A 25,332-nucleotide genomic window follows, 5' to 3' on the forward strand; every position below is an offset into this window, starting at 1 on the left:
GGGGGATTTCCGTAAAGCCGTTGAAATTCTGGCCGCGCAGTATGCGACTAAAAGCAGCCTATACGACAGACCGGCGACACAGTTAAGCTGCTCTCACTTTGTTGGAGTCTTTCGCATGCTGACCCTGGGAAACATCTTCGTGTTGATGCTGCTGGCGACCGGTGCCGCCTGGGTGTGGCACAACCACGGCCTGCGCGAGCGCGCGCTGGAGCGGGTCAAGCAGCATTGCGCCAAGCTCGACATTGAACTGCTCGACGGTGCGGTGGCGCTCAAGCGGATCGGGTTTGTGAAGGATGCCAATGGCCGGCGGCGCCTGGCACGTATCTACAACTTTGAATTCACCGTCACCGGCGAAACCCGCCACCCAGGGACCATCACCCAATTCGGCGCCCACAGTGCGCAGATCGAACTGGCGCCCTACCCGTTCGAGATCAAGACACCACTGCCCAGCGCCGAAGTGATCGAGCTGAGCCAGTGGCGACAGGACCACGGCACCAAGAACCGTCAGTAACGACAGGCCGCCAGTGCGGTCTGCAATGCCGCCACGTCCTGTGGGTCGCTGAAAATCAATTCGATACGCGAATCGCGCCGCCATTCGCTGGTTTGCCAGGCGAGCGGGCTGTTATCCACAGCGTTGGCCGACAACCAGCCTTCGGCGCTGTGGATAACCAGCTTGGCGCGGCGCCACTCAAGGCTTGCCAGCCAATGATGCAGGCGCTGGGCATCGAATTGCTGGCTCGGGTGCCAGCGCCAACCGATGCTCCAGCCGCCCTCTTGTTCCTGGCTCAGGCAGATCGGTTGCGCGGGATCGCTCCAAATGGCCGGCATCTGCGCCAGCCCCTTGGGTACTTCGAAGTTATCCACAGCCGCAGCCGCCTGTGCGTTCAGCCCTGGCAACTGGGCCAGCGGCAAATGCGCCTGCCGGGTCCAGTAAAACGGGCAATCCGGTAACTGCTGTTCAATGGCGTGGCGCTGCGCGGCGTCCAGCGCTTCCTCCTTGTTCAATACCAGCAGCCCGGCACTCGCCAAGGCTTCCTGCTGCGCCGACGGCAAGGGTTTACCCGCCGCCAGCGCCTGGGCATCCAACACCAGCACACAGGGCTGCACTGCCAACACGTTCTGCCACGGCGCCTCTCGCAACTGCTTGAGCAATTGCGCCGGATGGCCCAGGCCTGACGGTTCGATAAACAACCGATCGGGTTTAGCCTTACGCAACAAACGCCCAAGTCCTACCTGGAACGGCGCGCCATTCACACAGCACAGGCAGCCGCCAGCGACTTCGCCCAAGGCAATGCCGTCGTCATCCTGAGTGAGCAAGGCGGCGTCCAGGCCGATCTGCCCGAACTCGTTGATCAGCACGGCCCAGCGCTCGTTGGCTGGGCGCTGGGCGAGCAGGTGCTTGATGAGGCTGGTCTTGCCGGCGCCCAACGGCCCGGCAATCACATGAGTGGGAATGTTCTGCAGCATGAGGAGCATCGTTCAGACCGTGTAGAGCGTTTGATCCTACGCGGTTATGCGAGCCAATCCAGTGTCAGGATCAAGCGGCGTTCGTCAGCCTTGAGTGCGGGCGAACGGTGAATCAGGCCATGGCCTTCATTGCCATGCCACTTGGTGCCCTTGAGCAGGGCGACTTCCCCGCACTGGAGCTGCTCGATTCGGTCGCTGGGTTCGGCGTCCGGCTGGCTCAACTGGCGACGGTCCATCACGCCTTCACGCAACCACTGGCTGCCGATCCCGGCATAGGTGGTGATCAGCCGCACCGGCACATGGTCGACGTGAAAACGCGGGCACATGGCTTTATCCAACAGGCGCAAGCGCACGCCGATACGCTTGGCACCCAGCAAACAGGCAAACGCGCTGACCAGCCAAGACACATCGGCGATAAAGCCTTCGTAGCCTTCCAGGTCGCGGCAACTGGACGCCAGCCCCTGCAAGTCGGGCGCGGCGTCTTCGTTATTGAGCTCAATCACCCTGGAATCGGCCAACGGCTCATTGAGCGCTACCAGCAAGGCGCCGAACTCGGCGATGTGCAGGGGCAACTGGCGCTGCCACACCGCCAGGTTGACGCCGTCTTCAAGGATGTCGGACAGCGCCAGCGGAGTTTCACCACGGGTCTGGCGAATCACGGGACGCAGGGGAATAACCGGGGCCAGCATCAGGCGGCTGCCTCCTCATACCAAGGGCCAAAGGGATCGGCCAGCAGGCGCCAGCCTTCGACGCCCAGGGCCATTTCTTCATCGTCGAGCAGGCAGGCGTCCAGCTCGGCGCGCAGCTGGGTGAAGTCGATGTTCTGCCCGATAAACACCAGTTCCTGGCGACAGTCACCGGTGCTCAGTTGCCAGTTGCCCATGATCGCCGCGACGCTTTCCTCATCCTGGGGCCACTGGCTTTTTGGCACAAAGCGCCACCAGCGACCGGCAAACCCATGGCGCATCAAGCCGCCCGCCTGAGACCAACTGCCTGCATCCTGGTGCTTGCTGGCCAGCCAGAAAAAGCCCTTGGAGCGCAGCAGTTTGCCGTTGACCCACGGACGGTCGATAAAGTCGAAAAAGCGCTGGGGATGAAAGGGGCGGCGCGCACGGTAAGCGGTGGAGGCGATGCCGTACTCTTCGGTTTCCGGCACATGTTCACCCCGCAACGCCTGCAACCAGCCCGGGGCCTGCGCGGCGCGTTCAAAGTCGAATCGGCCAGTGTTGAGGATCTTGTTCAGCGGTACTTCGCCCATCACCATCGGGATGATTTCCGCCTGGGCGTTGAGGCGCTCAAGGATTGCCATCAACTCTTCACGCTCGCGGCTGCTGATAAGGTCGATCTTGCTGATAAGGATCACGTCGGCGAATTCGATCTGCTCGATCAGCAGGTCGGTGATGGAGCGTTCGTCTTCTTCACCCAGGGTTTCACCCCGGGAGGCGAGGCTTTCGGCGGCCTGGTAGTCGAGCAGGAAGTTCATGCCGTCGACCACCGTGACCATGGTATCCAGACGTGCGATGTCGGCCAGGCTTTGCTCGTTTTCGTCGCGGAAGGTGAAGGTTTCAGCCACCGGCAAGGGCTCGGAGATGCCGGTGGACTCGATCAGCAGGTAATCGAACCGACCTTCCTTGGCGAGTTTTCCGACTTCCTCCAGCAAGTCTTCCCGCAAGGTGCAGCAGATGCAGCCGTTGCTCATCTCCACCAGTTTTTCTTCAGCGCGGTTGAGGGTGACGTCGCGCTGGACTTCGCTGCCGTCGATGTTGATTTCGCTCATGTCGTTGACGATCACCGCCACCCGCAGGTTTTCGCGGTTGCGCAGGACGTAATTGAGCAGCGTGCTTTTACCGGCGCCGAGAAAGCCGGACAACACAGTAACGGGGAGACGGTTGGGCATCAGGTATTCCTCATCAAGGGTGGCCGGTCAAACTGCCCGTTTATGGCGTTCGCGCAGCTCTTCACGTTCTTTGGCTTCGATACAGAGTGTCGCGGTGGGACGTAGCAGCAGGCGTTGCAGGCCGATGGGCTCACCCGTATCGCGACACCAGCCGTATTCGCCGCGAGCCAGTAATTCGAGGGCATCGTCGATCTTGTCCAACAGCTTCTTTTCCCGTTCCAGCAGACGCAGCTGCCACTGGCGCTGCTCTTCGGCGCTGCCGACATCGGCCGGGTCGCTGTTGGTTTCCTGCTCGCGCAGTGCCAGGAACTCGGCGTCGATACGCACTTGCAGCTCATGGCGCTGGGTCAGCAGCAACTCACGGAAGAAACCTTGTTGGGCTTCGTTCATGTAGTCGGCGGGCGGCTGGGCCAGCAGGTCTTGTTTGGTCATGGGGAGCGGGTCACGGGTCAGGCTGTGCTTAGATGTTATAGTATAACAGTGCAAATAAGCCAATCCCCTCTTGCTCACCACGACGAAGGGCGCAATGCTTGAATACTTCCCTGCCTCGAGAAGCCCGATGAAATATTTGCTGTGCGCCCTGTTATTGGCTGCGGCAGGACCTGCCTGTGCCCAAGCGCCGAGCCTGCTGGCCAACTGCACGCGCAGCGCCAACCTGCTCGCATGCGTCGACCCACTGGGCAATGCCTACAGCGTGGCGACGGTCGGCAGCACCACGTATTTGCGTGGGTATGAGGTAATCGGCAAACGCTACTGGGCACAGACCAACAGCCGCTACGGGCAGCTGACGTTCTTTACCGGGTTGGCGTCGGACGGTGAGGCGTGGGTCGGCTATACACGGCGCGTGGGCTGGACCACCCTTAACCGGTTTTCCAGTTCGGGTGGCGCCAGCGCCAAATTCACCTGCAGCCGCATCACCGGCTGTTAGACCTGGGCGCTCTTCTGTTCCTGCACCCATGCCATGTAGCTGTTCATCGGCGGGTTCTTCTGGAAGTATTTTTTCAGGCCTTCGAACAGGCCATCGGCAACCGCCTGTTGATGCCGCGCGGTGACCAGGCGCGCACTGTCACGCGCATTGGAGATAAACCCGGTCTCCACCAGGATCGACGGCACGTCCGGTGACTTCAGCACCGCGAAACCCGCTTGCTCCACGCGCTTCTGATGCAAGCTGGTGATGCCCTCCAGGCTGCCCAGGATCGAGCTGCCGAGTTGCAGGCTGGAGGCGATGGTGGCGTTCATCGACATATCCAGAATCACCCCGGCCAACATCGGGTCCTTGTCCTTCAGATTGAGCAGACGGGTGGCGCCGAGCAGATCGGCACCGTTTTCTCGTTGCGCCATGAAGCGTGCGGTGGCTGACGTCGCACCGCCTTCGGACAACGCATACACCGAAGCACCCGACGCGGTGATGCGCGGCGCCGCATCCGCATGCACCGAGATAAACATGTCGGCATTGTGCTTGTGGGCGATCTCCACCCGTTTGCGCAGCGGCACGAAGAAGTCGTCGTTGCGCACCAACTTCACGTCAAAACCCTTCTCGCGCTTCAGGCGTTTGGCCAACAGCTGAGCGATGGACAACACCACGTCTTTTTCGCGCTGGCCCTTGGAGCCGACTGCGCCGGGGTCCTTGCCGCCGTGGCCGGGATCGACCACCACGATGATGTCGCGCTTGGGGTGCGCCTTATCCACCAGGGGCTTGGGCTCCGACGCTATTTGACGAGGCGCCAGGGTGGCGCTGGTCAGATCCAGCACCAGACGATGACCCTGCCCATCCTGGGGCGGCAACACAAAGCTGTTGAGCTGCATCGGCGCAGCCAGGTCGAGCACGATGCGCGTGTCGCCCTTGCCGAAATGCCCCGAGCGGATCGAGGTGATCCCGCTGTTCGTCAACGCCAGCTGAGAGAAATCACCACTGAGCCCGGCGCCGCTCAGGTCGATGATCAAGCGCTCCGGCGCGCTCAGGGTGAAGGTCTTGTACTGCACCGGGCCGCTGAGGTCGAACACCAGCCGCAGCTTGTCGTCAGAGCGCCACAGGCGGGCGTTGCGTATCTGTGTGGCGTGGGCCGAAAACGGCAAGGTGAAAAGAGGGCTGGCCAGAAGCAGGTTAAGGAGCTGACGTCTGTGCATACAAATACCGCAAATAAAGGAGCGTCCCTACTCGACATGACTGAAAAAAGACAGGAGCAGAATATTCATCGTCGACTCTATTGTTATACTATAACATGTCAAATCATTTCCAACGATGGACCTGCTCATGAATGCGCTGACTCTGCCGGATATCGCCGCGCAGGCTTCACGCCAAGCCTTGCCACTCGACTGGGTGGGGATGTGCGGCATCGCCCTGCCGATCCTTATCGACGGCCAACGCCTGACCGCCACCGCCGATGCCGGCGTGAGCCTGGACGACGGCGCCGCCCGTGGCATTCATATGTCACGCCTGTACCTGGCGCTGGAGATGCTCGACCAGCAGCCGCTTACGCCTGCACTTCTGCGTAATGTACTGCAGCGTTTTCTCGACAGTCATGAAGGTTTATCTAATAACGCCTACCTGCGTATCCACACCGATCTACTCCTCAAACGCCCGGCGCTGGTCAGCCCACTGGCCGGTTGGAAACGCTATCCGGTGAGCATCGAAGCGCGTCTGGAAAACCAGATGTTCCACGTGGAACTAAAAATTGACGTTACTTATTCCTCAACCTGCCCTTGCTCTGCTGCACTCGCCAGGCAGTTGATTCAGCAGCAATTTCTTGATGACTTCGGCGACACACCGTTGCGGCATGAGGACGTGTTGACCTGGCTCGGCAGCGCCAACGGCATCGTCGCCACGCCCCACAGTCAGCGCAGCAGCGCGCAACTGTTGATCACATTGGACGGTGACCAAGCCGGCCTGCCCATCAATGACCTGATCGACAACGTCGAAGCCGCTCTCGGCACCGCCGTACAAACCGCCGTAAAACGTGCGGACGAACAAGCCTTCGCCCTGGCCAACGGGCAGAACTTGATGTTCTGCGAAGACGCCGCCCGCCGCCTGAACCTCGCCTTGAAACGCTCGGATGCCGTCAAAGCCTTCCACCTGAAAGTGATCCATGCCGAAAGCCTGCACGCGCACGATGCCGTGGCTGAAAGCCGCTGGACGAGAAACCCTGCATGATCACCTGCACCGCTTTGCGCTGGGGCGCCCCCGGCCAACCGCTGACACCAGCCATAGATCTCACCCTGGAACAAGGCAGCCTCACCGGCATCATCGGCGCCAACGGCTCCGGTAAAAGCAGCCTGCTCAAAGTCATCGCCGGCCTGCAAAAGCCCTTGGCAGGTAAAGTCTCGGTGGATGTTCCACGCCGTGGCGGCCTGTCGTTTCTGCCTCAGCAACAGCACCTGGACCGTCAGTTCCCCATCAGCCTGCAAGAACTGGTCGCCGCCGGATTCTGGGGTACCCAACTCACCCCGCAACAACGCAGCCAGCGCCTTGAAGCGGTGCTTGAAGACTGGTGCCTCAGCGGCCTGGAGCACCGCCCGTTGATGGCCTTGTCCGGTGGCGAATTGCAGCGCGCCCTGCTCGCCCGCATGAGCCTGGCCGAAGCGCCGGTGTTGTTGCTCGACGAACCCCACGCCGCGCTGGATGAAGAAGGCCAAGCGCTGTGCTGGAAACACATCCATGCCTGGCACGACCAAGGCCGCACGCTGATTGTTGTCTGCCATGACCTCGCATCCGTTCGCCATCACACCCAGCAAGTGGTGCAGATCAAAAACACCGGCTGCGTCTTCGGGCCCAGTAAAGAACTGATCCGCCCGCAACCCCACATGCAGGTGGCCTGATGCACTTTGCCGCCCACCTGTGGATGCCCTTCGTCGACTTCGTCTTTATGCGCCGCGCGCTGATCGGCGGCCTGGTGCTCGCCGGCAGCACTGCGCCGCTGGGGGTGTTTCTGATCCTGCGGCGCATGAGCCTGATCGGTGACGCTGTGGCCCACGGCATCCTGCCCGGCGCTGCCCTTGGCTTCTGGTTCGCCGGCCTGAGCCTGCCGGCCCTGACCATCGGCGGCCTCGGCGCCGGTCTGAGCATGGCCGGCCTGTCCGCCTGGATCACCCGCCGCACCGGTCTGCGTGAAGACGCCAGCCTCGCCGCCATCTACCCCATCTCCCTCGCCGCCGGTGTACTGATCCTCGGCATCGCCGGCAAGCGCCTGGACCTGTTACACCTGCTGTTCGGCTCCGCCCTGGCCGTCGACGAAACCACCCTCACCGGCATGCTCTGGGTCTCCGGTTTCAGCCTGATCGCGATGGCCGCGATCTATAAACCGTTGCTGCTGGACACCCTCGATCCGTTGTTCCTGCAAACCGTCAGCCGCCTCGGCCCGCTCGCCCATGGGTTGTTCCTGACCTTGGTGGTGCTGAACCTGGTGATCGGTTTCCAGGCGATCGGCGCCTTGATGGTGGTGGGCTTGATGATGTTGCCCGCCATCGCTTCACGCTTCTGGAGCCGGCGCCTGCCGGTATTGATCGCAGTATCGGCAGTGCTGGGATGCCTGTCGGTATGGCTGGGTTTGTTGCTGTCGTTCTACTACTCGTTGCCGAGCGGCCCGGCCATCGTGCTGGTGGCGGGCGCCGGGTATCTGCTGTCCGTGGTCTTCGGTCCGGTGCACGGCTTGCTGCGCCGCCCGCCCTTGCTGTCATCCCAATGAGGTGTTTCCCGATGCGCGCTCTACTCGTGCTGTTCAGTCTAATCCTGTCGTTATCGACGGCTCAGGCCGCAGACAAGCTCCAGGTGGTTACCAGCTTCAGCATCCTGGATGACATCACCCACCAGATCGGTGGCGATCACATCCAGATCAGCAACATGGTCGGCCCCGACGCCGATGCCCATACCTACGAACCGACACCCGACGACGCCAAGGCGCTGCTCAAGGCCAAGGTCATCATCAAGAACGGCCTGGGCTTCGAACCCTGGCTGGACCGCCTGGTGACCAGCACCGAAACCAAGGCCACGGTCGTCACCGCCAGCAAAGGCGTGATCTCCCACACCATGGAAGAGGACGGCGAAACCATCCCCGACCCACACGCCTGGCACAACCTGGCCAACGCCGAAATCTACGTGAACAACATCACTAAGGCGCTGGTGGCCGCCGACCCGGCCAACAAGGCTGACTACCTGCGCAACAGCCAGGCCTACCTCAAGGAAATCTACCGCCTGCTCGCCGAGGCCAAGACCAAGTTCGGCGCGTTGCCACCAGGCAACCGCCGCATCGTCACCTCCCATGACGCCTTCGGCTACCTGGGCCAGGCATATGGCATCGAGTTCCTCGCGCCTCAAGGCCTGTCCACCGAACGTGAGCCGTCCGCTGCCGAAGTCGCCGCGCTGATCACTCAGATTCGCAAAGATAAAGTCAAAGCCGTGTTCATGGAAAACATCAAGGATTCGCGCCTGCTCAAGCAGATCGCTGACGAAAGCGGCGCGCAGATCGGCGGCACGCTGTATTCCGACGCCCTCGCCGCAGAAGGCCCGGCCAGCACCTTTACCGGCCTGTTCGAATACAACCTCAACACGCTGTGCGCGGCGTTGAGCAAGCCATGAACTTGAGCATGCTCGACCTGGAAGGGGCTGCCGTCGGCAGTCGCTTTCCACTCGAACAGGTGCTGGATGCCCTGCCGTGGAACAGCGATGGCTTGGTGGCCGCCATCGCTCAGCAACATGGCAGCGGCGAAGTCTTGATGCTGGCCTGGATGAACCGCCGGGCCCTCAACGAAACCCTGCTCACCGGGCAAGTCTGCTACTGGTCGCGCTCGCGCCAGCAGTTATGGCGCAAGGGCGAAAGCTCGGGCAACTGGCAGCAGTTGGTGGAGGCGCGCCTGGATTGCGACGGCGATGCGGTACTGCTGATCGTCAACCAACTGGGCCCGGCGTGTCACACCGGCCGCCCCACCTGTTTCTATAACGCCATCGACGGCGACCACGTCTACATCATTACGGAGCCCGCTGCATGATCCGCAAAAACCCTTCCGGCGATCTGCCGGTCATTGCCGAATCGGCCTACGTCGACAAAACCGCGATCATCTGCGGCAAGGTCATCATCGGCGAGAACGTCTTCGTCGGCCCCTACGCCGTCATCCGTGCCGATGAAGTCGATGCCAGCGGCGCCATGGACCCGATCACCATCGGCGCCAACTCCAATATCCAGGACGGGGTGGTCATCCACTCCAAGTCCGGCGCGGCGGTCACCATCGGCGAATTCACCTCCATTGCCCATCGTTCCATCGTGCACGGCCCCTGCACCGTCGGCGACCGTGTGTTCATCGGTTTTAACAGCGTGCTGTTCAACTGCGCCGTGGGCGACGGCTGCGTGGTGCGTCACAACTCGGTGGTCGACGGTCGCGATTTGCCCGCCGCCTTCTACGTGCCCTCCACCACCCGCATCGGGCCCAACACCGACTTGTCGCAATACCCGCCGGTGAGTGTGAGCGCCTCGGAGTTTTCCGAAGACGTGGCACGCACCAATGTCGATCTGGTGCGCGGCTACAAAGCCCTGCAAAACGAGTTCTGAACCATGAGCCGCTTGCTGATTCGCAATGCCCGCCTGGTGAACGAAGGCCAGGAATTCGACGCCGATGTGCTGGTCGCCAACGGCCGTATCGAGAAGATCGCCAGCAGCATCGAGGGCTGCGACGCGCCCTTGGCCATCGACGCCCAGGGCCAATGGCTGCTGCCGGGCATGATCGATGACCAGGTGCACTTTCGCGACCCCGGCGCGCCGGACAAAGGCAGCTTTTACAGCGAATCCCGGGCGGCCGTGGCCGGCGGTATCACCAGCGTCATGGATATGCCCAACACCCAACCCGCTACGCTGACCTTGCAAGCCCTGGCCGATAAAAAGCGTCGCGCGGGCCTGCATTCGGTGGCCAACTATGGCTTTCACTTTGGCGTGAGCAACGACAACCTCGACCTCGTCGCAGCGCTGGACCCGCGGGAAGTGGCCGGCGTCAAAGTGTTCATGGGGGCCTCGACCGGCAATATGCTGGTGGATGATCCACGGGTTCTGGAGCGGTTATTCGCTGAAGTGCCGACCCTCCTGCTGGCCCACTGCGAACATACGCCGAGTATCCAGGCCAATGAACAACGCCTGCGTGAGCGCTTTGGCGACAATATTCCTGCCGTGGCCCATCCGCTGATTCGCGATGCCGAAGCGTGCTATCGATCGTCCTCTCTGGCCGTGGAATTGGCCCAGCGCCACGGCACACGCCTGCATGTGCTGCACCTGACCAGCGCCCGCGAGCTGGTGTTGTTCGAAGACAAGCCTCTGGCGCAAAAGCGCATCACGGCCGAGGTCTGCGTGCACCATTTGCTGTTCGATGACCGCGATTATCATCGGCTCGGTCATCAGATCAAATGCAACCCGGCAATCAAGACACGCGCCGACCGCGACGCGCTGCGCCAAGCCTTGTTGAGTGATCGTCTGGATGTGATTGGCACTGACCACGCGCCGCATACCTGGGCGCAAAAACAGTTGGGCTATCGCGAAGCGCCGTCGGGTTTACCCCTGGTGCAGCACGCGCTGCCGGCGTTGTTGGAGCTGGTCGCCGATGGGCTGCTACCGCTGACGACCCTGGTGGCGAAAACCAGTCACCGCGTGGCCGACCTGTTCGCCATCCCGGATCGGGGTTATCTACGCGAAGGGTATTGGGCCGACCTGGTGTTGATCAAACCGGAGCCCGAAGGCAAACCCGTCAGCAGCGAGCCGATCCTGGCGCGCTGCGGCTGGACGCCTTTTGCCGAGCGCAGCTTTCGCCACAGCGTCAGCACCACGCTGGTCTCCGGCCACCTGGCTTGGCACAACGGCCAGGTGGTCGACAGTTGCCAGGGCTTGCCCCTGCATTTCCTGCGTTAGGCGGCCTGCGTTAAGCGCGAGGCTTGACCGTCCCGCAATCGTTACCCAGCCACTGGGCATGGCTGTCCAGGCTGCCCTTCTGCTGAATACCGGTGGCATTGAAGGTGCCGTTGACGGTGGTGGTGAATTCTTTCTGGCTCTGGAAAGTAGCGACGCCGGTGCCCTGGGCTTTCGGGCAACTGAAGCGGAATTTCCACTGGTTACCGGTCTTGTCGGTGACTTCCTGTTTGCAGCCCGATTGCGGGTCGGTCAGGGGGATCGAATCGGACGCGACCTGCGCCGGTGTCAGGCACACCTGCACGCCTTTGCCGGCCATGGTGATGCCTTGTTTTTCCAGCATGGCGCGCTGTTCAGGGGTCATCTGTTGCTTGAGTTGACCGAGGATCAGCGACAGGTCCGGCAGGTCCTGGTTGTCGACCTTCATATTGCTGGTGGTCAATTCCCACAAGCCCGGCGCCAGCATCTGCGCCTGTGCTGCCACGGGCAGCGACAAACCAATAACCATGGCTAAACCAAGCAGACGAGCATTCATCGGGTAACTCCTGGGCAATTGTTGGCGTTAGACGCCGCGAAGGCGCCAGTGTTGCACGGCAAATAAAATAGCGACATTCGTCAGCGAACATGGTCTGTTAGGCACTCGATTGCCTGGAGTACCGTCGTCCATGGATTTTTTTGGCCCGCACCTGCTCGCCTACTTCATCGCCACGCTGCACTTTCTCGGGACACTCGCCGCGATCCACGCGGTGCTGACCGTCAGGACCGCCCAAGGCTCGATCGCCTGGGCCTTGTCGCTGATGTTCATGCCGTACCTCACGTTGATCCCCTACCTGATTTTCGGCCGCAGCACGTTCGACGCCTACATCCAGGCCCGTCGCCAGGCCAATCAGGAAATGCACACCGCCATCACCGCGCTGAACTGGCGGCCTTGGGTCGAGGAAGCGCTGGCCGCACGTAACTCCAGCGCCTACGCCTCCCTGCGCGCCATGCCCAAGCTGGGCCGCATGCCGTGCCTGGCCAACAATGAAGTGCATTTATTGATCAATGGCGATGCCACGTTCAGCGCGATCTTCGAGGCGATTCGCAACGCCAGGACAGCCGTGCTTTTCCAGTTCTTCATCATTCATGACGACGAGCTTGGCAGACAGTTACATGCCTTGTTGAAGGAAAAGTCCGCCGAAGGCGTAGCCATTTACGTGTTGTATGACCGCATCGGCAGCCATGCCCTGCCCCATCGCTACGTGCAATCCCTGCGCGACGCCGGTGTACAGGTCAAGGCGTTCGCCACCCGCAGCGGCTGGCTCAATCGCTTCCAGGTCAACTTCCGTAACCACCGCAAAATCGTGGTGGTGGACGGCATTACCGGGTTTGTCGGCGGGCATAACGTCGGCGATGAATACCTGGGCAAGAAGCCCCCGCTGGCGCCGTGGCGCGATACCCATGTGCAGGTCACCGGCCCGGTAGTGGCGTGCTTGCAGGAGTCGTTTGCCGAAGACTGGTTCTGGGCCGCGCGCGAGTTGCCACCATTGATCCTGCCGGACGCCTACCCCGAGGATGGCGTGCTCTGCCAATTACTCGCCAGCGGCCCGGCCGACCCGTATGAAACCTGCTCACTGTTCTTCGTCGAAGCCATCCACGCGGCGACCGAGCGCGTGTGGATCACCAGCCCGTATTTCATCCCCGACGAAGCCGTGTTTGCCGCGCTGCGCCTGGCGGTGTTGCGGGGAGTGGACGTGCGCCTGCTGCTGCCCTCGCGGCCCGACCACCGCATCGTCTACGCCGCCTCCAGCCTTTACGCGATCGAAGCGGTGCGCGCCGGCGTGCGGGTGTTCCGCTATACGCCGGGCTTTCTGCATCAGAAGGTGGTGTTGGTGGACAGTGAAATCAGCGCCATCGGCAGTGCCAACATGGACAACCGTTCATTCCGGCTGAATTTCGAAGTGATGTTGCTGACGGTCGACGAAGCCTTCGCCAAAGAAGTTGAGCACATGCTGCTCGACGACTTTGCCCTGGCCCATGAGGTCAGCCAGGAAGAAAGCCGCGAAACCCGCCGCCTGCAACAACTGGGCATGCGGGTCGCGCGTTTGATATCACCGATTCTCTGACAAACGACGCGGTGAACTATGTGGGAGGGGACTTGCCCCCGATAGCGGAGGATCAGTGCCTGATGGCTAGCTGACACACCGTCATCGGGGGCAAGCCCCCTCCCACATTTGGATCTCCAACAGTGTTGAAATTCAGCGGTAGATATCTTCCCGCGTCCACGGCAGTTCATGGCTGCCATCGGCATGGGGTTTCACCGCCAGTATCTGGTGCAGGTTGATCCAGCCCCGTGCAAACGCGTACGCGCAACCGGCCAGGTACAGCCGCCAAATACGCAACGCTTGCTCCGGCACCATCGTCGCTGCCGCTTCTAGGTTGTCTTCCAGGCGCTCGCTCCAGTGGTCCAGCGTGCGCGCGTAGTGCAGGCGCAGGCTTTCGACGTCGACCACCTCCAGCCCGACTTCACTGATCTCGGCGGTCATCATCGCCAGGTGCGGCAGCTCGCCGTTGGGGAACACATAACGCTCGATAAACTCCCCGGCGCCACGGCCTACCGGGCGGCCATCGGTGTGCTTGGCGGTAATGCCATGGTTCATCACCAGGCCGCCTTCGCGCACGGCGCCGTACAATGTCTTGCAGTACTCCGCCAGGTTGGCGTGGCCGACGTGTTCGAACATGCCCACGCTCACGACTTTGTCGAAACGACCGTCTTGCGGCAGGTCACGGTAGTCGAGCAGTTGCAGGTCCACCTGGTCTTCCAGGCCTTCGGCTTTCACCCGTTCCCGGGCCAGCGCCAACTGCTCCTTGCTCAGGGTGATGCCAAACACTCTGACTCCAAACTCTCGTGCCGCAAACCGTGCCAGCCCGCCCCAGCCACAGCCGACGTCGAGCAGATACTCGCCCGGCTGCAGCCGCAGTTTGCGGCACAGGTGGCGAAATTTGTCTTGTTGGGCCTGGTCGATGGATTCGCTGCCGGTTTCGAAGTAACCGCAGGAGTACGCCATGTCCTGATCCAGCCATAGCTGGTAGAACTCGTTGGACAGGTCGTAATGGTAGGAAATGGCTGCTGCGTCAGTGGCCTTGTCGTGGATCGAGCGCACCGGACGACTCACCTCGTCATCCTCGATCAGGGCGTGGCTCAATTCGTCACAGACCCGGATGACCTCGGAAATGGAGCCTTCCAGCTCCAATTTTCCCTCCACGAAGGCTTCGCCCAGTGAATCGAGCGTTGGATGTGTCAGCTGGGACACGACCGTGGGGTCCTTCACCACGATGGTCACACTGGGCTCGGGGCCCAAGTTGAATTCATGGCCGTCCCAGAGTCGAAGACGCAGCGGTAGCTGAAGATTCTGTAAGGCCGGTGGAAGTTGCGCGAGCATGAGTAATCCCCCCTTGTTTCAGACGTCTGCTGTGAGGGTAGACCATCCCAAGACAAAGTAGGAGGCTATCGATTTGATAGCGCTCTCCTATGGGGCTCGGCGCTCGAGCAAACCGTCCTGGACCCACTGTTTCAGCCACGTAACGGCCTGCAGTGGCGCACCCTCTGCGTAACTGACTGCCAACGCTGCGCACAGTTCGGCAAAGTTCCAGCCGGTCGTCACCATCCCCGCCAGGGCGCAGGCCTCTTCAGGCTCAAGGCTACGGTAATGGCACACATTCTGATGACGCCATACAAGGCAGACTTCGGTCGGAGCCAATGCCTGGCTGGCGGGAAAGGCTGACGCGTCCTTACTCGCACGCCAGATCGCTACGGTATTGAAATGGCACAGCAGCAGCTGCACCGACGGCGCCAGGGTCACCTGCAACAGCGGCCACGCTTCGGGCGGCAACACCGCCATCTCATTCAGCGTCAGCGGTTCGCCCTGCGGCGCATCAAACGCCAGGGTAAACGCCCATTCCAAACGCGCCAGTTCCGCCAGCGGCGCACTTTGCTCCGCCACCAGATGCTCAAGGATAAACGCCGGGAAACGCTCCCCCAGCCAACGCAGACTGTAGTGGGCCGAGGTATAACGGCGCACAAAGGCCTCGGTCAGCGTTGCAAACTCATCATCACCCAACCAATAGCGGATGGCATTGAAGTCATGCCGCAAAACCTCCTGCAACCGCGAGATATAGGCGTTGTGGTAAATCGCCAGGCCCGAATCCACATCCAGCGTCGGCCCGCCCAGCAGGGTGGCCGCGAAGTCACTGTTGGCCACTGGCGTTTCGGACAACAGGTGCTGCTCGAAGGCCAACTGCCAATCGGTCAGGCGCATAACGTTCTCCTGGCCAACGCCATGGCCCCCAGTTCACGGGCCTTGCTCAGTTCGGTGAGCAGATCTTCAAAGGGTGGAAAATGGTCGTCGCGCTCCAGTAGCGTCGATACGGGCCCCAGGTGCTCAAGCGTCTGCTGATAGAGCGCCCACACCGGATCGCATACCGGGTGGTCATGGGTGTCGACCACGTAGTCGCCATAGTCCATATGCCCCGCCAGGTGCAGTTGGCGGATGCTCTGCGGTGGCAGGTTGCGGATAAACGTCCAGGCATCGAAGCCATGGTTGCGCGAGCTGACATACACGTTGTTGACGTCAAGTAACAACTGGCACCCTGTCAGATGCGCCAGGGCGTTGAGGAATTCCCACTCAGTGAATTCGTCCGCCTTGGAGCGCACATAACTGGAGACGTTTTCCAGTACCAGCGGGCGCTGCAACGCGTCCTGCACTTGGCGCACGCGGGCGGCCACGTGGTAGAGACTTTCTTCGGTGTAAGGCAGCGGCAGCAGGTCGTGCAATTGGTGCGCGCTGCCGCGACTCCAGCACAGGTGATCAGACACCCACGCCGGGCGGATTCGCTCGGCGAGCTGTTTGATTTGCTTCAGGTAATCGGTATCGAGGGCATGGGGACCACCGATGGACAGGGACACGCCGTGCATCACCAGGGGATAACGCTCGGCGATCGCGTCCAGGTAGTACAAGGCTTTACCGCCCTGGACCAGGTAATTCTCAGAGATCACCTCGAACCAATCCACAGCCGGCGATTGTTCAAGGATCTGTTCGTAGTATTCGTTGCGTAAACCCAGGCCGTAACCCAGGAAGGGAAGAGACGTGGCCATCATGGACTCCTGCAAACGTGTCCGCAGCGGCGGGGAACGTCGCTGCGGTTGCACTCGGCTTCTACTTACTCGCCGACTTTACCGCCGGCGGCGTCGCAGGCAGCCTGGGTCATGGCCTTGAAACCGTGGCCCTTGCAGACAGCCTGGCCTTTGCAGGCGTTTTCAGCGGTCTTGCAGTCGTTCATGCCTTTGCAGGAAGTCACGCCGTAGCAATGAACGGTAGCGCCGGCGGCCTGTGCCTGGGTAGCGACACCGGCGAACAGAGTGGCGGCAGCGATAGCCAGGGCAGCACCGGACATAGCATTCTTGATGTTCATTGTGTAGTCCTCATCGATCAGTAGGTGGGTCGGTCTGAACGAATTGCTCAGTCTCGACACACCACTAGAGTGAGGTCCCCCAACGGCGTTACAGCATTCCCCAAAAATTTCTGAACATTAATCTTCTAGCTTTAACAGTGGCTCCTGAAAGCGCAGCAAACGCCCGGCATTCCCCAGTACCAGCAAGGTGCTGAAGTTGTGCAGCACCGCCGCGATCATGGCGCCGGCCGCACCCAACCAGCCAAACGCGGCAAACACGACAATTGCCAAGGTCCAGCCCAGGCCGATGATCACGTTGACCTGCAACGTCTGCCGACACTGACGGCTCAAGCGCACACAGGTACCCAGGCGCCGCAGGTCGCTGCCGATCAACACCACATCCGCCGACGCCAAGGCAATATCCGCCCCGCCCGCGCCCATGGCCACACCGACCACGCCCGCCTTGAGCGCGAGCGAATCGTTGATGCCATCCCCTACCACCATCGGCCGGAAGCCGCTGCCGATCTCGCCCAGCACGCGGTTGAGCTTGTCTTCCGGCAAGGCCTGGGCTTCGACATCGCTGATGCCCACCTCCAGCGCCAGGCTGTCAGCCACGCTCTGGCGGTCGCCGGTGAGCAACAGTTGGCGGCCGAGGCCAAGGTCACGCAGCTCTTGCAGCGCTTGGCGCGCTTCCGGCTTGACGCTATCGGCCAGCAACAGCCAAGCGAGAAACACCCCGTTCAGCGCCAACCCGGCGATGGGGCCATCGTGATTCGGGACGGCGGTGGTGAGGATACCCAGTTGCTCGAACAACTCCGGCCGCCCCAAGGCCGCTTCACCCTGCTCGGTCTGCGCCACGACACCCAGGCCCTGGCGCTCGCGAATATCCGTCAACGCCAGCATCTGTTCCTGCGTCGCCAACCCCGCCAATGCCCGGCTGACCGGGTGGCTGCTGGCGGAGCCCAAGCTGGCCGCCAGGTTCAGCAACACCTGCCGGTCCGGCGCCGTGGTGTCGATGGCGTGCAGCCGCAAGGTGCCAAAAGTCAGGGTGCCCGTCTTGTCGACCACCAACGAGGTCAGGTCCGCCAGCTCTTCAAGGAACGCCGAGCTGCGAATCAGGATGCCATGCCGCGCCGCCACGGCGATCCCGGCAATCGCCGTGGCCGGCGCCGACAGCACCAACGCACACGGACACGCCGCCACCAGCACCGCGAGCATCGCCTGGGCGTCGTTGGTCACAAACCAGGTGACCGCCGCCAGCAGCAACACCAGCACCATATAGCTGCCGGCATACCGCTCCAGCAGCCGCGTGATCGGCGGCTTGGAGCGCTCGGCGTTCTGCATCAGCGCGATGACTTTGCCCAGGGTCGACTCATTGCCGGTGCGGGTCACCTCAAGACGCAGCAGGCCGTCGAGGTTGATCGCCCCGCCAAACACCTGCACGCCCACACTCGCTTCCAGCGGCACCGACTCGCCGGTGATCGGCGCGGTGTCCAGGCTCGCCTGCCCCGATAGCACCACACCGTCGGCGGGCACGCGGTCACCGGCGCGCACTTCGACGATATCGCCAGTATTCAGCGTGCTGTTATCCACTTCGATAATGCTGCCGTCAGCCTGCACCAGCCGCGCATGGCTGCGGGTCAGTTTGCCCAGGGCATGGATCGCCTCCTGGGAACCGATCACGCTGCGCTCTTCCAGCACATGGCCAAAGATCATGATGATCGGCAGCAGCGCGGCGGTCAGCAGATCACCCGTGGCCCAGGCGCCGAGCATGGCCAGGGCGATCAGTTGGTCGGTGATCCCGTGCAGGCTGGGGAACCGCAGGCTGTACCAGGCCGAACGCATCACCGGCACGGCCACCAAGAGCGACGCGACGCCCAGCAGCAATTGGCTCACGCCGGTCTGGTCAGGCGCCAGCCAGCGCCATATCAGGCCCAACACCAGCAAGCCCAAGGCGAGCATGGCCAGGGTCAATTGCCGGGCAGCGCTGCGCTGCTCGGCGGAGGTCAGCATAGGTGCGCTCATTGTTCGGCTCCCTGGATGATCAAGCGGGAGTCGTCTTTAGGATCGACCGTGGTCACGGAGCCGGCCTGGCCGAGAATCTTCGGCAGGCGCTCGCGGTACAGGCGCAACATCAGGCCCGGGTCTTTTACCTGGGCCAGGCCGGCGACCGTGGCGGTTTGCGCCTGGGCATTGGCCAGGCGTTCGCTGGCCTGGGCGTGGGCGACTTGCACCAGGCGATCGGCCTGCTGAGTGGCGGTCTGGGTGAGTTTTTCCGCGTCGTTACGGGCATTGGCCACGGCTTTATCGGCCTGCTGGCTGGCGGTCAACACCGCATTGAACGCGTTCACCGCCGGGCCTGGCAGGCTCGATTGCACATCCACGCGGGTGACCTGGATACCCAATCCCAACCCGGTGGACGTCAACTCCGCCAAGCGTTTATTGATGCCTTGCACCAAGTCGCCGCGCAGCCGTTCGCGGCGTTCAGCAGCGCCGTTATCAGTACCGATCAATTCCGGCCTTGCCACCAAAATCGTGTCCAGGTCCCGCGCCGCCGTGAGGGCAACCGCGCTGCGGGTCACGAGTCGATCCAAGGCAGGCAACACATGCTCGCCCTGCAGCACAAACGCATAAGGTTCGGTGACTTTGTAAAACACCCGCACATCCAGTTGCACCACGCCGGCATCGCCGGTCAGCAGGTAACCGGAACCGGCCAATGCATCACTCAACGGCGTGGCAAACGTGGCCACGCGGTCGGCCTGGACCGCCGCGTCAGAACGCAGCAGGTTCTCCACCCTGCGCTCGATCACGCGGTCAGCGGCCGGCAACAGCACCACCTGCTCGAACGGCTGCGGCCAGGCCAGCAACAGCCCGGCATTCTGGATACGGTCGAGGGCGCCGAAATGCAGGACCACCGCACGGTTCTGCGGGTCGATCTGGCGCACATTGGAAAATGCCCAGGCCAGCGCGGCCAGCACGGTCACCGCGTACAACGCCAGGAATGTCAGGCGTCCGGCCTGGATCCATGGGCTGTCCGGGCTGTCACGCTCGGTCATGGCTGGACATCCTTCGGCCCGTCCACCAAGGCGCGGAACGGCGCAGCGTCGGTGCGCAGGATGATCTTGGTGCCCGGCGTGACCACGGTGCCCAGGGTATCCAGGGAGCGCAGCAGGTTATACAGCTGCGGGTTGCCGGCATAGGCACGGCCATAGATCTGCGCGGCCTCGACCCGCGATTGCGCTTCGATATCGGCGGCTTTCACCGTGGCATCCGCCTGCACGATGCGTGCATCGCGCTCGGCAGCGGAGCGGATCTGCGCCGCCTCACGCTTGCCCACGGCGGTGCGCTCGGTGGCGATGGTTTCCCGCTCGGCGCGCATGCGGTCGACGGTGGCGGTGAGGGTCACCGACGGCAAGGTCAGCCGTTCGATACCGATTTGGGCCACGCGCACGCCGTAGGTCGTGAGCAATTGTTGATCAATCTGCTGGCGCAACTGCGCTTCGAAATCAGCGATGCGCACTTGGCTGGCATCGGTGTTGATCAGGCTCGACAGGTCGAAGCTGGCCGCCGTGGTTTCCAGCGCCGAACCCACGAAGGTACGAATCTGCCGCGCCGCTTCGTCCGGCTGGTTCTGCACGGCGCGCATGAAGCGCTGCACATTGTCCGCATCGCCTTGTACCTGCCACGCCACGTACGCCTGCACGATGATGCGCAGGCCATCACGGGTGCCCACATCCTGCAAACCGCTGGAAGTGGTGCGCAGGCGCAGATCCACCGGGATCGCCGCTTCGAACGGCGCCGGCCAACGCCAGCCCAGGCCCGGTTCCAGCAGCACCCGCGAGGGGTTGCCGAAGCGGGTAATCACCGTGGCCTCGCCGGACCGCACTTGCACCAGGCTGGCGGCGGCGACCGCAAACAGCACCAGCAACAGCGCCCAGGCCATGCGGCGCCACGGGAATGGGCCGGCGGCTTGTTCGTCACCGTGATGATGGTGGTGGCCATGGTGATGACCGTGATCATGAGAATGAGCGCTCAACAGACCGACTCCTTATTGAACGGCTTTACGCGGCACCGAGGGATCGGCCGGCAAGGTAAAAGAACGCAGATCGATCGTCGGCGCGCTATCGGCGCCCAGGCGATGATCCAGAATGAGCAGCTTGGCGTGGGCCAGGCCTTGGCTGAGTTGGCCGAGGTATTGCTCCAGCACGAACGCCTGCCCGGCCGTGGCGTAGGCCTTTTGTTCGGCGGCGAAACGCAGGTCGGCGGCTTGGGCACCGGCATTCACTTCCCGCGCGGTGGCCTGGGCCTGATCACGCGCAGTGCTGGCTTGCAGCAGCGCCTGGTTGGTTTGCTCACTGGCTGCACCGCGCTCGCGGGAGATCAGGGCCTGGGCGCCGATCTGCGCGGCTTGCACGCCGTGATAAGCATTGGCGGCACCGGCCGGTGGGTGGATCGCCTCGACCACGGTCGCGAGGATTTCCACGCCGCTGTCGAGTGTTTGCAGGTCCGCCTGCACGGCGCGGCCGATCTCGTCGGCCAGGCGGGTGCGTTGTTCGCCGAGCAACTCATCAAGGGTGCGCGAGGCAAAGTCGTGCACTAGGATGCGACTGGCGGTGCTGCGGATCAGGGTCGGCACATCCGCGCTGTTGTAGGTGGCGGCCAGCGCGGCCTGATCGGTGAGGCCGATGCGGTAGACGAAGCGCACATCCATATTGACGATCTGGAAGCTCTGCTTGTCGCCGCTGCTGCTGGCGATCACTTGGGATTTGTCATTCACATGGCTGGCGTCCCACAACCGGTTGGCAATCAACGGCGGCGGGCCTTCGGCGGGGGCGAGTTCCGGGGCGGCGGCTTCACTGACACTGGTGGCCAACTCATGCACCACGCCGTTTTCCACGCTGATGACACGCCCCAACGGCCACGGTAAGCCCGCATGCAGACCGGGGCCGAACACCTCGACGGGTTTACCGAAGCGCTCATAAATCCCACGGCCTTGCAGGGGCACTTCGTGCACACCGGTGAGCGCCCAGCCTACCGCGAGAACCACCAGCAACACCGGCAGAAACGCCCGGCGCATGTAGGTAAACGCCCAGATCTGGCGCAGGTCGATGCCGAAGCGGTTGTGCAATTCATGCTGCAACGCGAGCAAAGGTTGCGGCGGCCAACGCAGCAGTCCGGCGATAAAACTTTGCGCCATCAGGCGGGGCTCGAGCCGTGGCTGGCGCGGGCTGAACAGCGACAGCACGGCCCTTAATAGAAACTCCAGCGCGACCAATGCCGGCAGCAGGCCGATCAGTGCCGCCAGGCGCAACGGCCACACCGACGCCGCACCCGCAAACAGCAGGCACACCGCACTGACCACCAGGCAGATGATCGCCACCCGGCTCAACTGCGCCAGTTGCGAGGCTTCCGGCCATTGCGCGGCGGTTTCCTGAGCGAGGCGACGCTCGAACACCAACAGGCCAAACGCCAAGGCCAGCGCCAGCGCGGCACCGATGCTTGCCGATTGACCGATCGGTGCGGCGGGTAACGCCAGGTTCCAGAATTCGATAATGCTGACCAGCGCCAACAGCGACCAACCGCCAAGCCACAACACCGGCGCGCCGATCTGTTGGCCAAAACGCTCAACCAGGCGTGCGTAGCGGCCCGTGTCTTCGACCTGCACTTCAACCGCCGGTGCCTCCAACGCCTGGGCGCGCCAATCGGCCACCCACCACGCCGATTGCAACCCGGCCACCAGCAGCAGCAACGCCGACGCACAGTTGATCAGTACCACCGGCCAGATCGACAGCGGCGCAAACAGCGCGACAAACAGCGCCAACACCCAACCGGCAACGCCCAGCACCGTCAGGCTGATACCGGCCTGGCGCAATCGACGGGCATGGAACAGCCCCTGTTGAAAACGCGGAAGGCCTTCCACCGAAGCGCCGTCAGCTTCCAGATCCACTTGCATCCACTCAACGCCTGCTTGTACATAATTCGTTACGATATAACACGATGCGTGAAATTTTTGTTCGAAAAACCTCGCTTTAAGCGGCACACCGTTACCCTGTGGGAGGGGGCTTGCCCCCGATAGCAGTGTGTCAGCCAACACCGGTTTCAACTGGCCCATCGCCATCGGGGGCAAGCCCCCTCCCACATTTGATCTACCGCACCGTCAAGATCGTGACTAAACCCCCATAAACACGCGCCATCACTGGTGCAAGCCACATTTAATCGGCACACTCCAAAACAGTTTTTCGCGGGCCCACGGACAAGGAAGCGTCACCCCCATGATTTCGATCTATCAGCTCAAGCCGCGCTTTCAAAACCTGCTGCGTCCTCTTGTGCAGCGCCTCTACGACAACGGCACCACCGCCAACCAGATCACCGTGCTGGCCGGCGTGGTTTCCCTGCTGGTCGGCCTGTTAATCGCCAGCTTCGCCCAACACCTCTGGCTGTTTGCGCTGATTCCGCTGTGGATGATCCTGCGCATGGCCCTCAACGCCATCGACGGCATGCTCGCCCGAGAATTCGGCCAGCAGTCACGCCTGGGCGCCTACCTCAATGAACTCTGCGATGTGATCGCCGACAGCGCGCTGATCCTGCCGTTTGCGCTGATCCCCGGTGTGAGCCTGGCGCCCGTGCTGCTGGTGGCGTTGCTGGCGGTGTTCAGTGAATACGCCGGGGTGCTGGGGCCGATGGTGGGTGCATCGCGCCGCTACGACGGGCCGATGGGCAAAAGTGATCGCGCCTTCGTACTCGGCGTACTGGCCACCGGCGTTGCGCTGGGCTGGCTGGGCGCCGGTTGGGTCGACGGGGTGATGTGGCTGGTCGCCGCCCTGCTCGCCTACACCCTGTTCAATCGGGTGCGCCAAGGCCTCAACGAACAACAAGATACTTCCCCTTCTGCATAAGGATTTTGCGATGCGCGAACAGCAAGAGCACACCTTCAGTACCCATGATGGCGTCGAGCTTTTCTACCGGCACTGGCCGGCTGCCGCTCCAGCAGACGGTGAGCCACGCAAGGCGATTGTGTTGTTCCATCGCGGCCATGAGCATTCGGGGCGTATCGCCCATCTGGTCGATGAACTGAACCTGCCGCAGTTCGACTTCTTCGCCTGGGACGCCCGTGGTCACGGCCAGTCCCCCGGCGAGCGTGGTGACAGCCCCAGCTTCGCCACCAGCGCCCGTGATGTGCAGACCTTTTGCGACCACATCGGCACCACCTATGGCATCGAGGAAGAGCACTTAGCTGTCATCGCCCAAAGCGTCGGTGCGGTGATTGCTGCGACCTGGGTGCACGATTACGCGCCGAAAATCCGCGCGTTGGTGCTTGCCTCCCCCGCCTTCAAGGTCAAGCTGTACGTGCCGTTCGCGCGGCCGGGCCTGGCGCTGATGCGCAAGTTTCGCGGCAACTTTTTCGTCAACAGCTACGTCAAGGCCAAGTTCCTCAGCCATGACCCGGAACGCGTAGCCTCCTACGACAGTGACCCGCTGATCACCAAGGCGATCTCGGTGAATGTGCTGCTCGGCCTGTATGAAGCGGCTGACCGGGTAGTAGCCGATGCCCAGGCGATCCAGGTGCCGACTCAACTGCTGGTTTCGGGCTCGGACTTTGTGGTGCATCGCAAACCCCAGCAGCAATTTTTCGACCGCCTTGGCAGCCTGAAAAAAGAGCTGCATATCCTCCCCGGTTTCTTCCACGACACCCTCGGCGAACGCGACCGCGCCACCGCCGTGAACAGCGCCCGGCGCTTTATCCTGCAGAATTTCGAACATCCGCTGGACCGCGCCTCGCTGTTGGATGCGGACAAACTGGGCGCCACCTGCGCCGAATCCGAAGCCCTCGCCGCGCCACTGCCGCGCAATTCCCTGCGCGACCTGTACTGGCGCCTGACCCGCGCCAGCATGGGCCTGGGCAAGAACCTGTCGGACGGGGTGAAGCTGGGCTTCGATACCGGTTTCGACTCCGGCAGCACCCTGGACTACGTGTACCGCAACACCCCCACCGGCAAGGGCGGGCTGGGGCGGATGATCGACACCAACTACCTCAACTCCATCGGCTGGCGCGGCATCCGCCAACGCAAGCTGAACGTCGAGGAACTGCTGCGCCTGGCCATGGCCACGTTGCGGGATGAACAGCGTGAAGTGCGCATCGTCGACATCGCTGCCGGCCACGGTCGCTACATTCTTGAAGCCTTGCAGGGCGTGTCACCGCTGCCGGAATCGATCCTGCTACGCGACTACAGCGACATCAACGTGCGCGACGGTGGTGCACTGATCCGTGAGAAAGGCCTTGGGGATATCGCGCAGTTCGTCAAAGGTGATGCGTTCGACCGCCTGGATCTGGCGGCGCTGGACCCAAAACCGACGCTGGTGGTGGTGTCCGGGTTATATGAATTGTTCGCCGATAACGCCATGGTCGGCGGCTCATTGGCCGGACTGGCCGAAGCCGTGGAGCCGGGTGGCTACCTCGTCTACACCGGCCAACCGTGGCACCCGCAGTTGGAACTGATCGCCCGGGCGCTGACCAGCCATCGCCAGGGCCAGGCCTGGGTGATGCGCCGGCGCAGCCAGGCGGAAATGGACCAACTGGTGGAAGCCGCCGGTTTCCGCAAGATCACCCAGCGTGTGGATGAGTGGGGCATTTTCACCGTGTCCCTGGCACAGAAGATCTGA

General features: G+C 62.4%; 26 protein-coding genes. 12 read left to right on the plus strand and 14 right to left on the minus strand.

Annotated elements, in window-relative coordinates:
* Positions 1 to 115 precede the first annotated feature (115 nt).
* Positions 116 to 511 carry a DUF3301 domain-containing protein gene (locus BM403_RS21620; RefSeq protein ID WP_015886608.1) on the plus strand — a complete coding sequence of 132 codons (396 nt, stop codon included), beginning with the start codon at positions 116 to 118 and terminating at the stop codon, positions 509 to 511.
* On the opposite strand, the gene BM403_RS21625 is transcribed toward BM403_RS21620, so the two are convergent.
* From BM403_RS21625 to dksA, 4 genes are read right to left on the minus strand one after another with little or no spacing between them, the layout of a single operon-like run.
* Entirely contained in the window at positions 505 to 1,467 is a 963-nt protein-coding gene (locus tag BM403_RS21625) for a CobW family GTP-binding protein (RefSeq protein WP_093544731.1), read from the minus strand. The two genes, BM403_RS21620 and BM403_RS21625, sit on opposite strands and share 7 nt — an antisense overlap.
* Before the next feature lie 44 nt (positions 1,468 to 1,511).
* Positions 1,512 to 2,156 carry a DUF1826 domain-containing protein gene (locus BM403_RS21630; RefSeq protein ID WP_015886610.1) on the minus strand — a complete coding sequence of 215 codons (645 nt, stop codon included), beginning with the start codon at positions 2,154 to 2,156 and terminating at the stop codon, positions 1,512 to 1,514.
* Positions 2,156 to 3,364, minus strand: coding sequence for a zinc metallochaperone GTPase ZigA (gene zigA / locus BM403_RS21635; protein WP_015886611.1), 1,209 nt, complete (start codon positions 3,362 to 3,364; stop codon positions 2,156 to 2,158). The genes BM403_RS21630 and zigA overlap by 1 nt, the downstream gene beginning before the upstream one ends.
* 27 nt (positions 3,365 to 3,391) lie before the next feature.
* Positions 3,392 to 3,796 carry an RNA polymerase-binding protein DksA gene (gene dksA / locus BM403_RS21640; protein ID WP_046035803.1) on the minus strand — a complete coding sequence of 135 codons (405 nt, stop codon included), beginning with the start codon at positions 3,794 to 3,796 and terminating at the stop codon, positions 3,392 to 3,394.
* A gap of 127 nt (positions 3,797 to 3,923) precedes the next feature.
* Between dksA and BM403_RS21645 the strand changes: the two genes are divergently transcribed.
* Entirely contained in the window at positions 3,924 to 4,292 is a 369-nt protein-coding gene (locus BM403_RS21645) for a hypothetical protein (protein WP_015886613.1), read from the plus strand.
* On the opposite strand, the gene BM403_RS21650 is transcribed toward BM403_RS21645, so the two are convergent.
* Entirely contained in the window at positions 4,289 to 5,491 is a 1,203-nt protein-coding gene (locus tag BM403_RS21650) for an N-acetylmuramoyl-L-alanine amidase (RefSeq protein ID WP_093544734.1), read from the minus strand. The two genes, BM403_RS21645 and BM403_RS21650, sit on opposite strands and share 4 nt — an antisense overlap.
* Positions 5,492 to 5,618: 127 nt before the next feature.
* On the opposite strand from BM403_RS21650, the gene folE2 reads away from it, so the two are divergent.
* The 7 genes from folE2 to BM403_RS21685 are packed head-to-tail and all read left to right on the plus strand — an operon-like array spanning position 5,619 to position 11,244.
* On the plus strand, positions 5,619 to 6,515 hold the full coding sequence (gene folE2, locus BM403_RS21655) for a GTP cyclohydrolase FolE2 (protein ID WP_093544737.1): 897 nt from the start codon (positions 5,619 to 5,621) through the stop codon (positions 6,513 to 6,515).
* Positions 6,512 to 7,180 carry a metal ABC transporter ATP-binding protein gene (locus tag BM403_RS21660; RefSeq protein WP_093544740.1) on the plus strand — a complete coding sequence of 223 codons (669 nt, stop codon included), beginning with the start codon at positions 6,512 to 6,514 and terminating at the stop codon, positions 7,178 to 7,180. The genes folE2 and BM403_RS21660 overlap by 4 nt, the downstream gene beginning before the upstream one ends.
* Complete coding sequence (locus tag BM403_RS21665; protein WP_093544743.1) at positions 7,180 to 8,046, plus strand: metal ABC transporter permease; 867 nt, start codon at positions 7,180 to 7,182, stop codon at positions 8,044 to 8,046. The genes BM403_RS21660 and BM403_RS21665 overlap by 1 nt, the downstream gene beginning before the upstream one ends.
* Positions 8,047 to 8,057: 11 nt before the next feature.
* Complete coding sequence (locus tag BM403_RS21670; RefSeq protein WP_015886618.1) at positions 8,058 to 8,936, plus strand: metal ABC transporter substrate-binding protein; 879 nt, start codon at positions 8,058 to 8,060, stop codon at positions 8,934 to 8,936.
* Positions 8,933 to 9,346 (plus strand): phosphoribosyl-AMP cyclohydrolase, encoded by a 414-nt coding sequence (hisI, locus tag BM403_RS21675; RefSeq protein ID WP_015886619.1) that lies wholly within the window; start codon positions 8,933 to 8,935, stop codon positions 9,344 to 9,346. The genes BM403_RS21670 and hisI overlap by 4 nt, the downstream gene beginning before the upstream one ends.
* Positions 9,343 to 9,903 (plus strand): gamma carbonic anhydrase family protein, encoded by a 561-nt coding sequence (locus BM403_RS21680; RefSeq protein ID WP_034110438.1) that lies wholly within the window; start codon positions 9,343 to 9,345, stop codon positions 9,901 to 9,903. The genes hisI and BM403_RS21680 overlap by 4 nt, the downstream gene beginning before the upstream one ends.
* Before the next feature lie 3 nt (positions 9,904 to 9,906).
* A complete protein-coding gene (locus BM403_RS21685; RefSeq protein ID WP_093544746.1) occupies positions 9,907 to 11,244 on the plus strand; it encodes a dihydroorotase in 1,338 nt (445 codons plus the stop codon).
* Positions 11,245 to 11,254: 10 nt separating this feature from the next.
* On the opposite strand, the gene BM403_RS21690 is transcribed toward BM403_RS21685, so the two are convergent.
* Complete coding sequence (locus BM403_RS21690; protein WP_015886622.1) at positions 11,255 to 11,776, minus strand: DUF3617 domain-containing protein; 522 nt, start codon at positions 11,774 to 11,776, stop codon at positions 11,255 to 11,257.
* A gap of 130 nt (positions 11,777 to 11,906) precedes the next feature.
* On the opposite strand from BM403_RS21690, the gene cls reads away from it, so the two are divergent.
* Entirely contained in the window at positions 11,907 to 13,346 is a 1,440-nt protein-coding gene (gene cls / locus BM403_RS21695; RefSeq protein ID WP_015886623.1) for a cardiolipin synthase, read from the plus strand.
* 132 nt (positions 13,347 to 13,478) lie between these two features.
* On the opposite strand, the gene cfaB is transcribed toward cls, so the two are convergent.
* The 8 genes from cfaB to hflK (BM403_RS21735) form a co-directional block, all read right to left on the minus strand.
* Positions 13,479 to 14,663: a C17 cyclopropane fatty acid synthase CfaB gene (gene cfaB / locus BM403_RS21700; RefSeq protein WP_093544749.1), complete on the minus strand. Its 1,185-nt coding sequence runs from the start codon at positions 14,661 to 14,663 to the stop codon at positions 13,479 to 13,481.
* An 87-nt stretch (positions 14,664 to 14,750) separates the two neighbouring features.
* Entirely contained in the window at positions 14,751 to 15,539 is a 789-nt protein-coding gene (locus BM403_RS21705) for an HvfC/BufC N-terminal domain-containing protein (protein ID WP_093544752.1), read from the minus strand.
* A complete protein-coding gene (locus tag BM403_RS21710) occupies positions 15,530 to 16,375 on the minus strand; it encodes an MNIO family bufferin maturase (protein ID WP_046035810.1) in 846 nt (281 codons plus the stop codon). Before BM403_RS21710 ends, BM403_RS21705 begins: the two co-directional genes overlap by 10 nt.
* A 65-nt stretch (positions 16,376 to 16,440) precedes the next feature.
* On the minus strand, positions 16,441 to 16,692 hold the full coding sequence (locus tag BM403_RS21715) for a BufA2 family periplasmic bufferin-type metallophore (protein WP_015886627.1): 252 nt from the start codon (positions 16,690 to 16,692) through the stop codon (positions 16,441 to 16,443).
* A gap of 117 nt (positions 16,693 to 16,809) precedes the next feature.
* A complete protein-coding gene (locus tag BM403_RS21720) occupies positions 16,810 to 18,696 on the minus strand; it encodes a cation-translocating P-type ATPase (RefSeq protein WP_093544755.1) in 1,887 nt (628 codons plus the stop codon).
* The gene (gene hflK, locus BM403_RS21725; RefSeq protein ID WP_093544758.1) at positions 18,693 to 19,727 is read right to left on the minus strand and encodes a protease modulator HflK; all 1,035 of its coding nucleotides are present in this window, start codon (positions 19,725 to 19,727) and stop codon (positions 18,693 to 18,695) included. Before hflK (BM403_RS21725) ends, BM403_RS21720 begins: the two co-directional genes overlap by 4 nt.
* Positions 19,724 to 20,707 (minus strand): protease modulator HflC, encoded by a 984-nt coding sequence (gene hflC, locus BM403_RS21730; protein WP_046035812.1) that lies wholly within the window; start codon positions 20,705 to 20,707, stop codon positions 19,724 to 19,726. The genes hflK (BM403_RS21725) and hflC overlap by 4 nt, the downstream gene beginning before the upstream one ends.
* A gap of 12 nt (positions 20,708 to 20,719) precedes the next feature.
* Positions 20,720 to 22,624, minus strand: coding sequence for a protease modulator HflK (hflK, locus tag BM403_RS21735; protein WP_093544761.1), 1,905 nt, complete (start codon positions 22,622 to 22,624; stop codon positions 20,720 to 20,722).
* Between the two features lie 319 nt (positions 22,625 to 22,943).
* Between hflK (BM403_RS21735) and BM403_RS21740 the strand changes: the two genes are divergently transcribed.
* Entirely contained in the window at positions 22,944 to 23,567 is a 624-nt protein-coding gene (locus BM403_RS21740) for a CDP-alcohol phosphatidyltransferase family protein (protein WP_015886632.1), read from the plus strand.
* A 10-nt stretch (positions 23,568 to 23,577) separates the two neighbouring features.
* Positions 23,578 to 25,332, plus strand: a complete 1,755-nt coding sequence (locus BM403_RS21745) for a bifunctional alpha/beta hydrolase/class I SAM-dependent methyltransferase (protein WP_093544764.1) — start codon at positions 23,578 to 23,580, stop codon at positions 25,330 to 25,332.

It is taken from the genome of Pseudomonas sp. OV546, from assembly GCF_900116845.1.
Classification (GTDB): domain Bacteria; phylum Pseudomonadota; class Gammaproteobacteria; order Pseudomonadales; family Pseudomonadaceae; genus Aquipseudomonas; species Aquipseudomonas petroselini.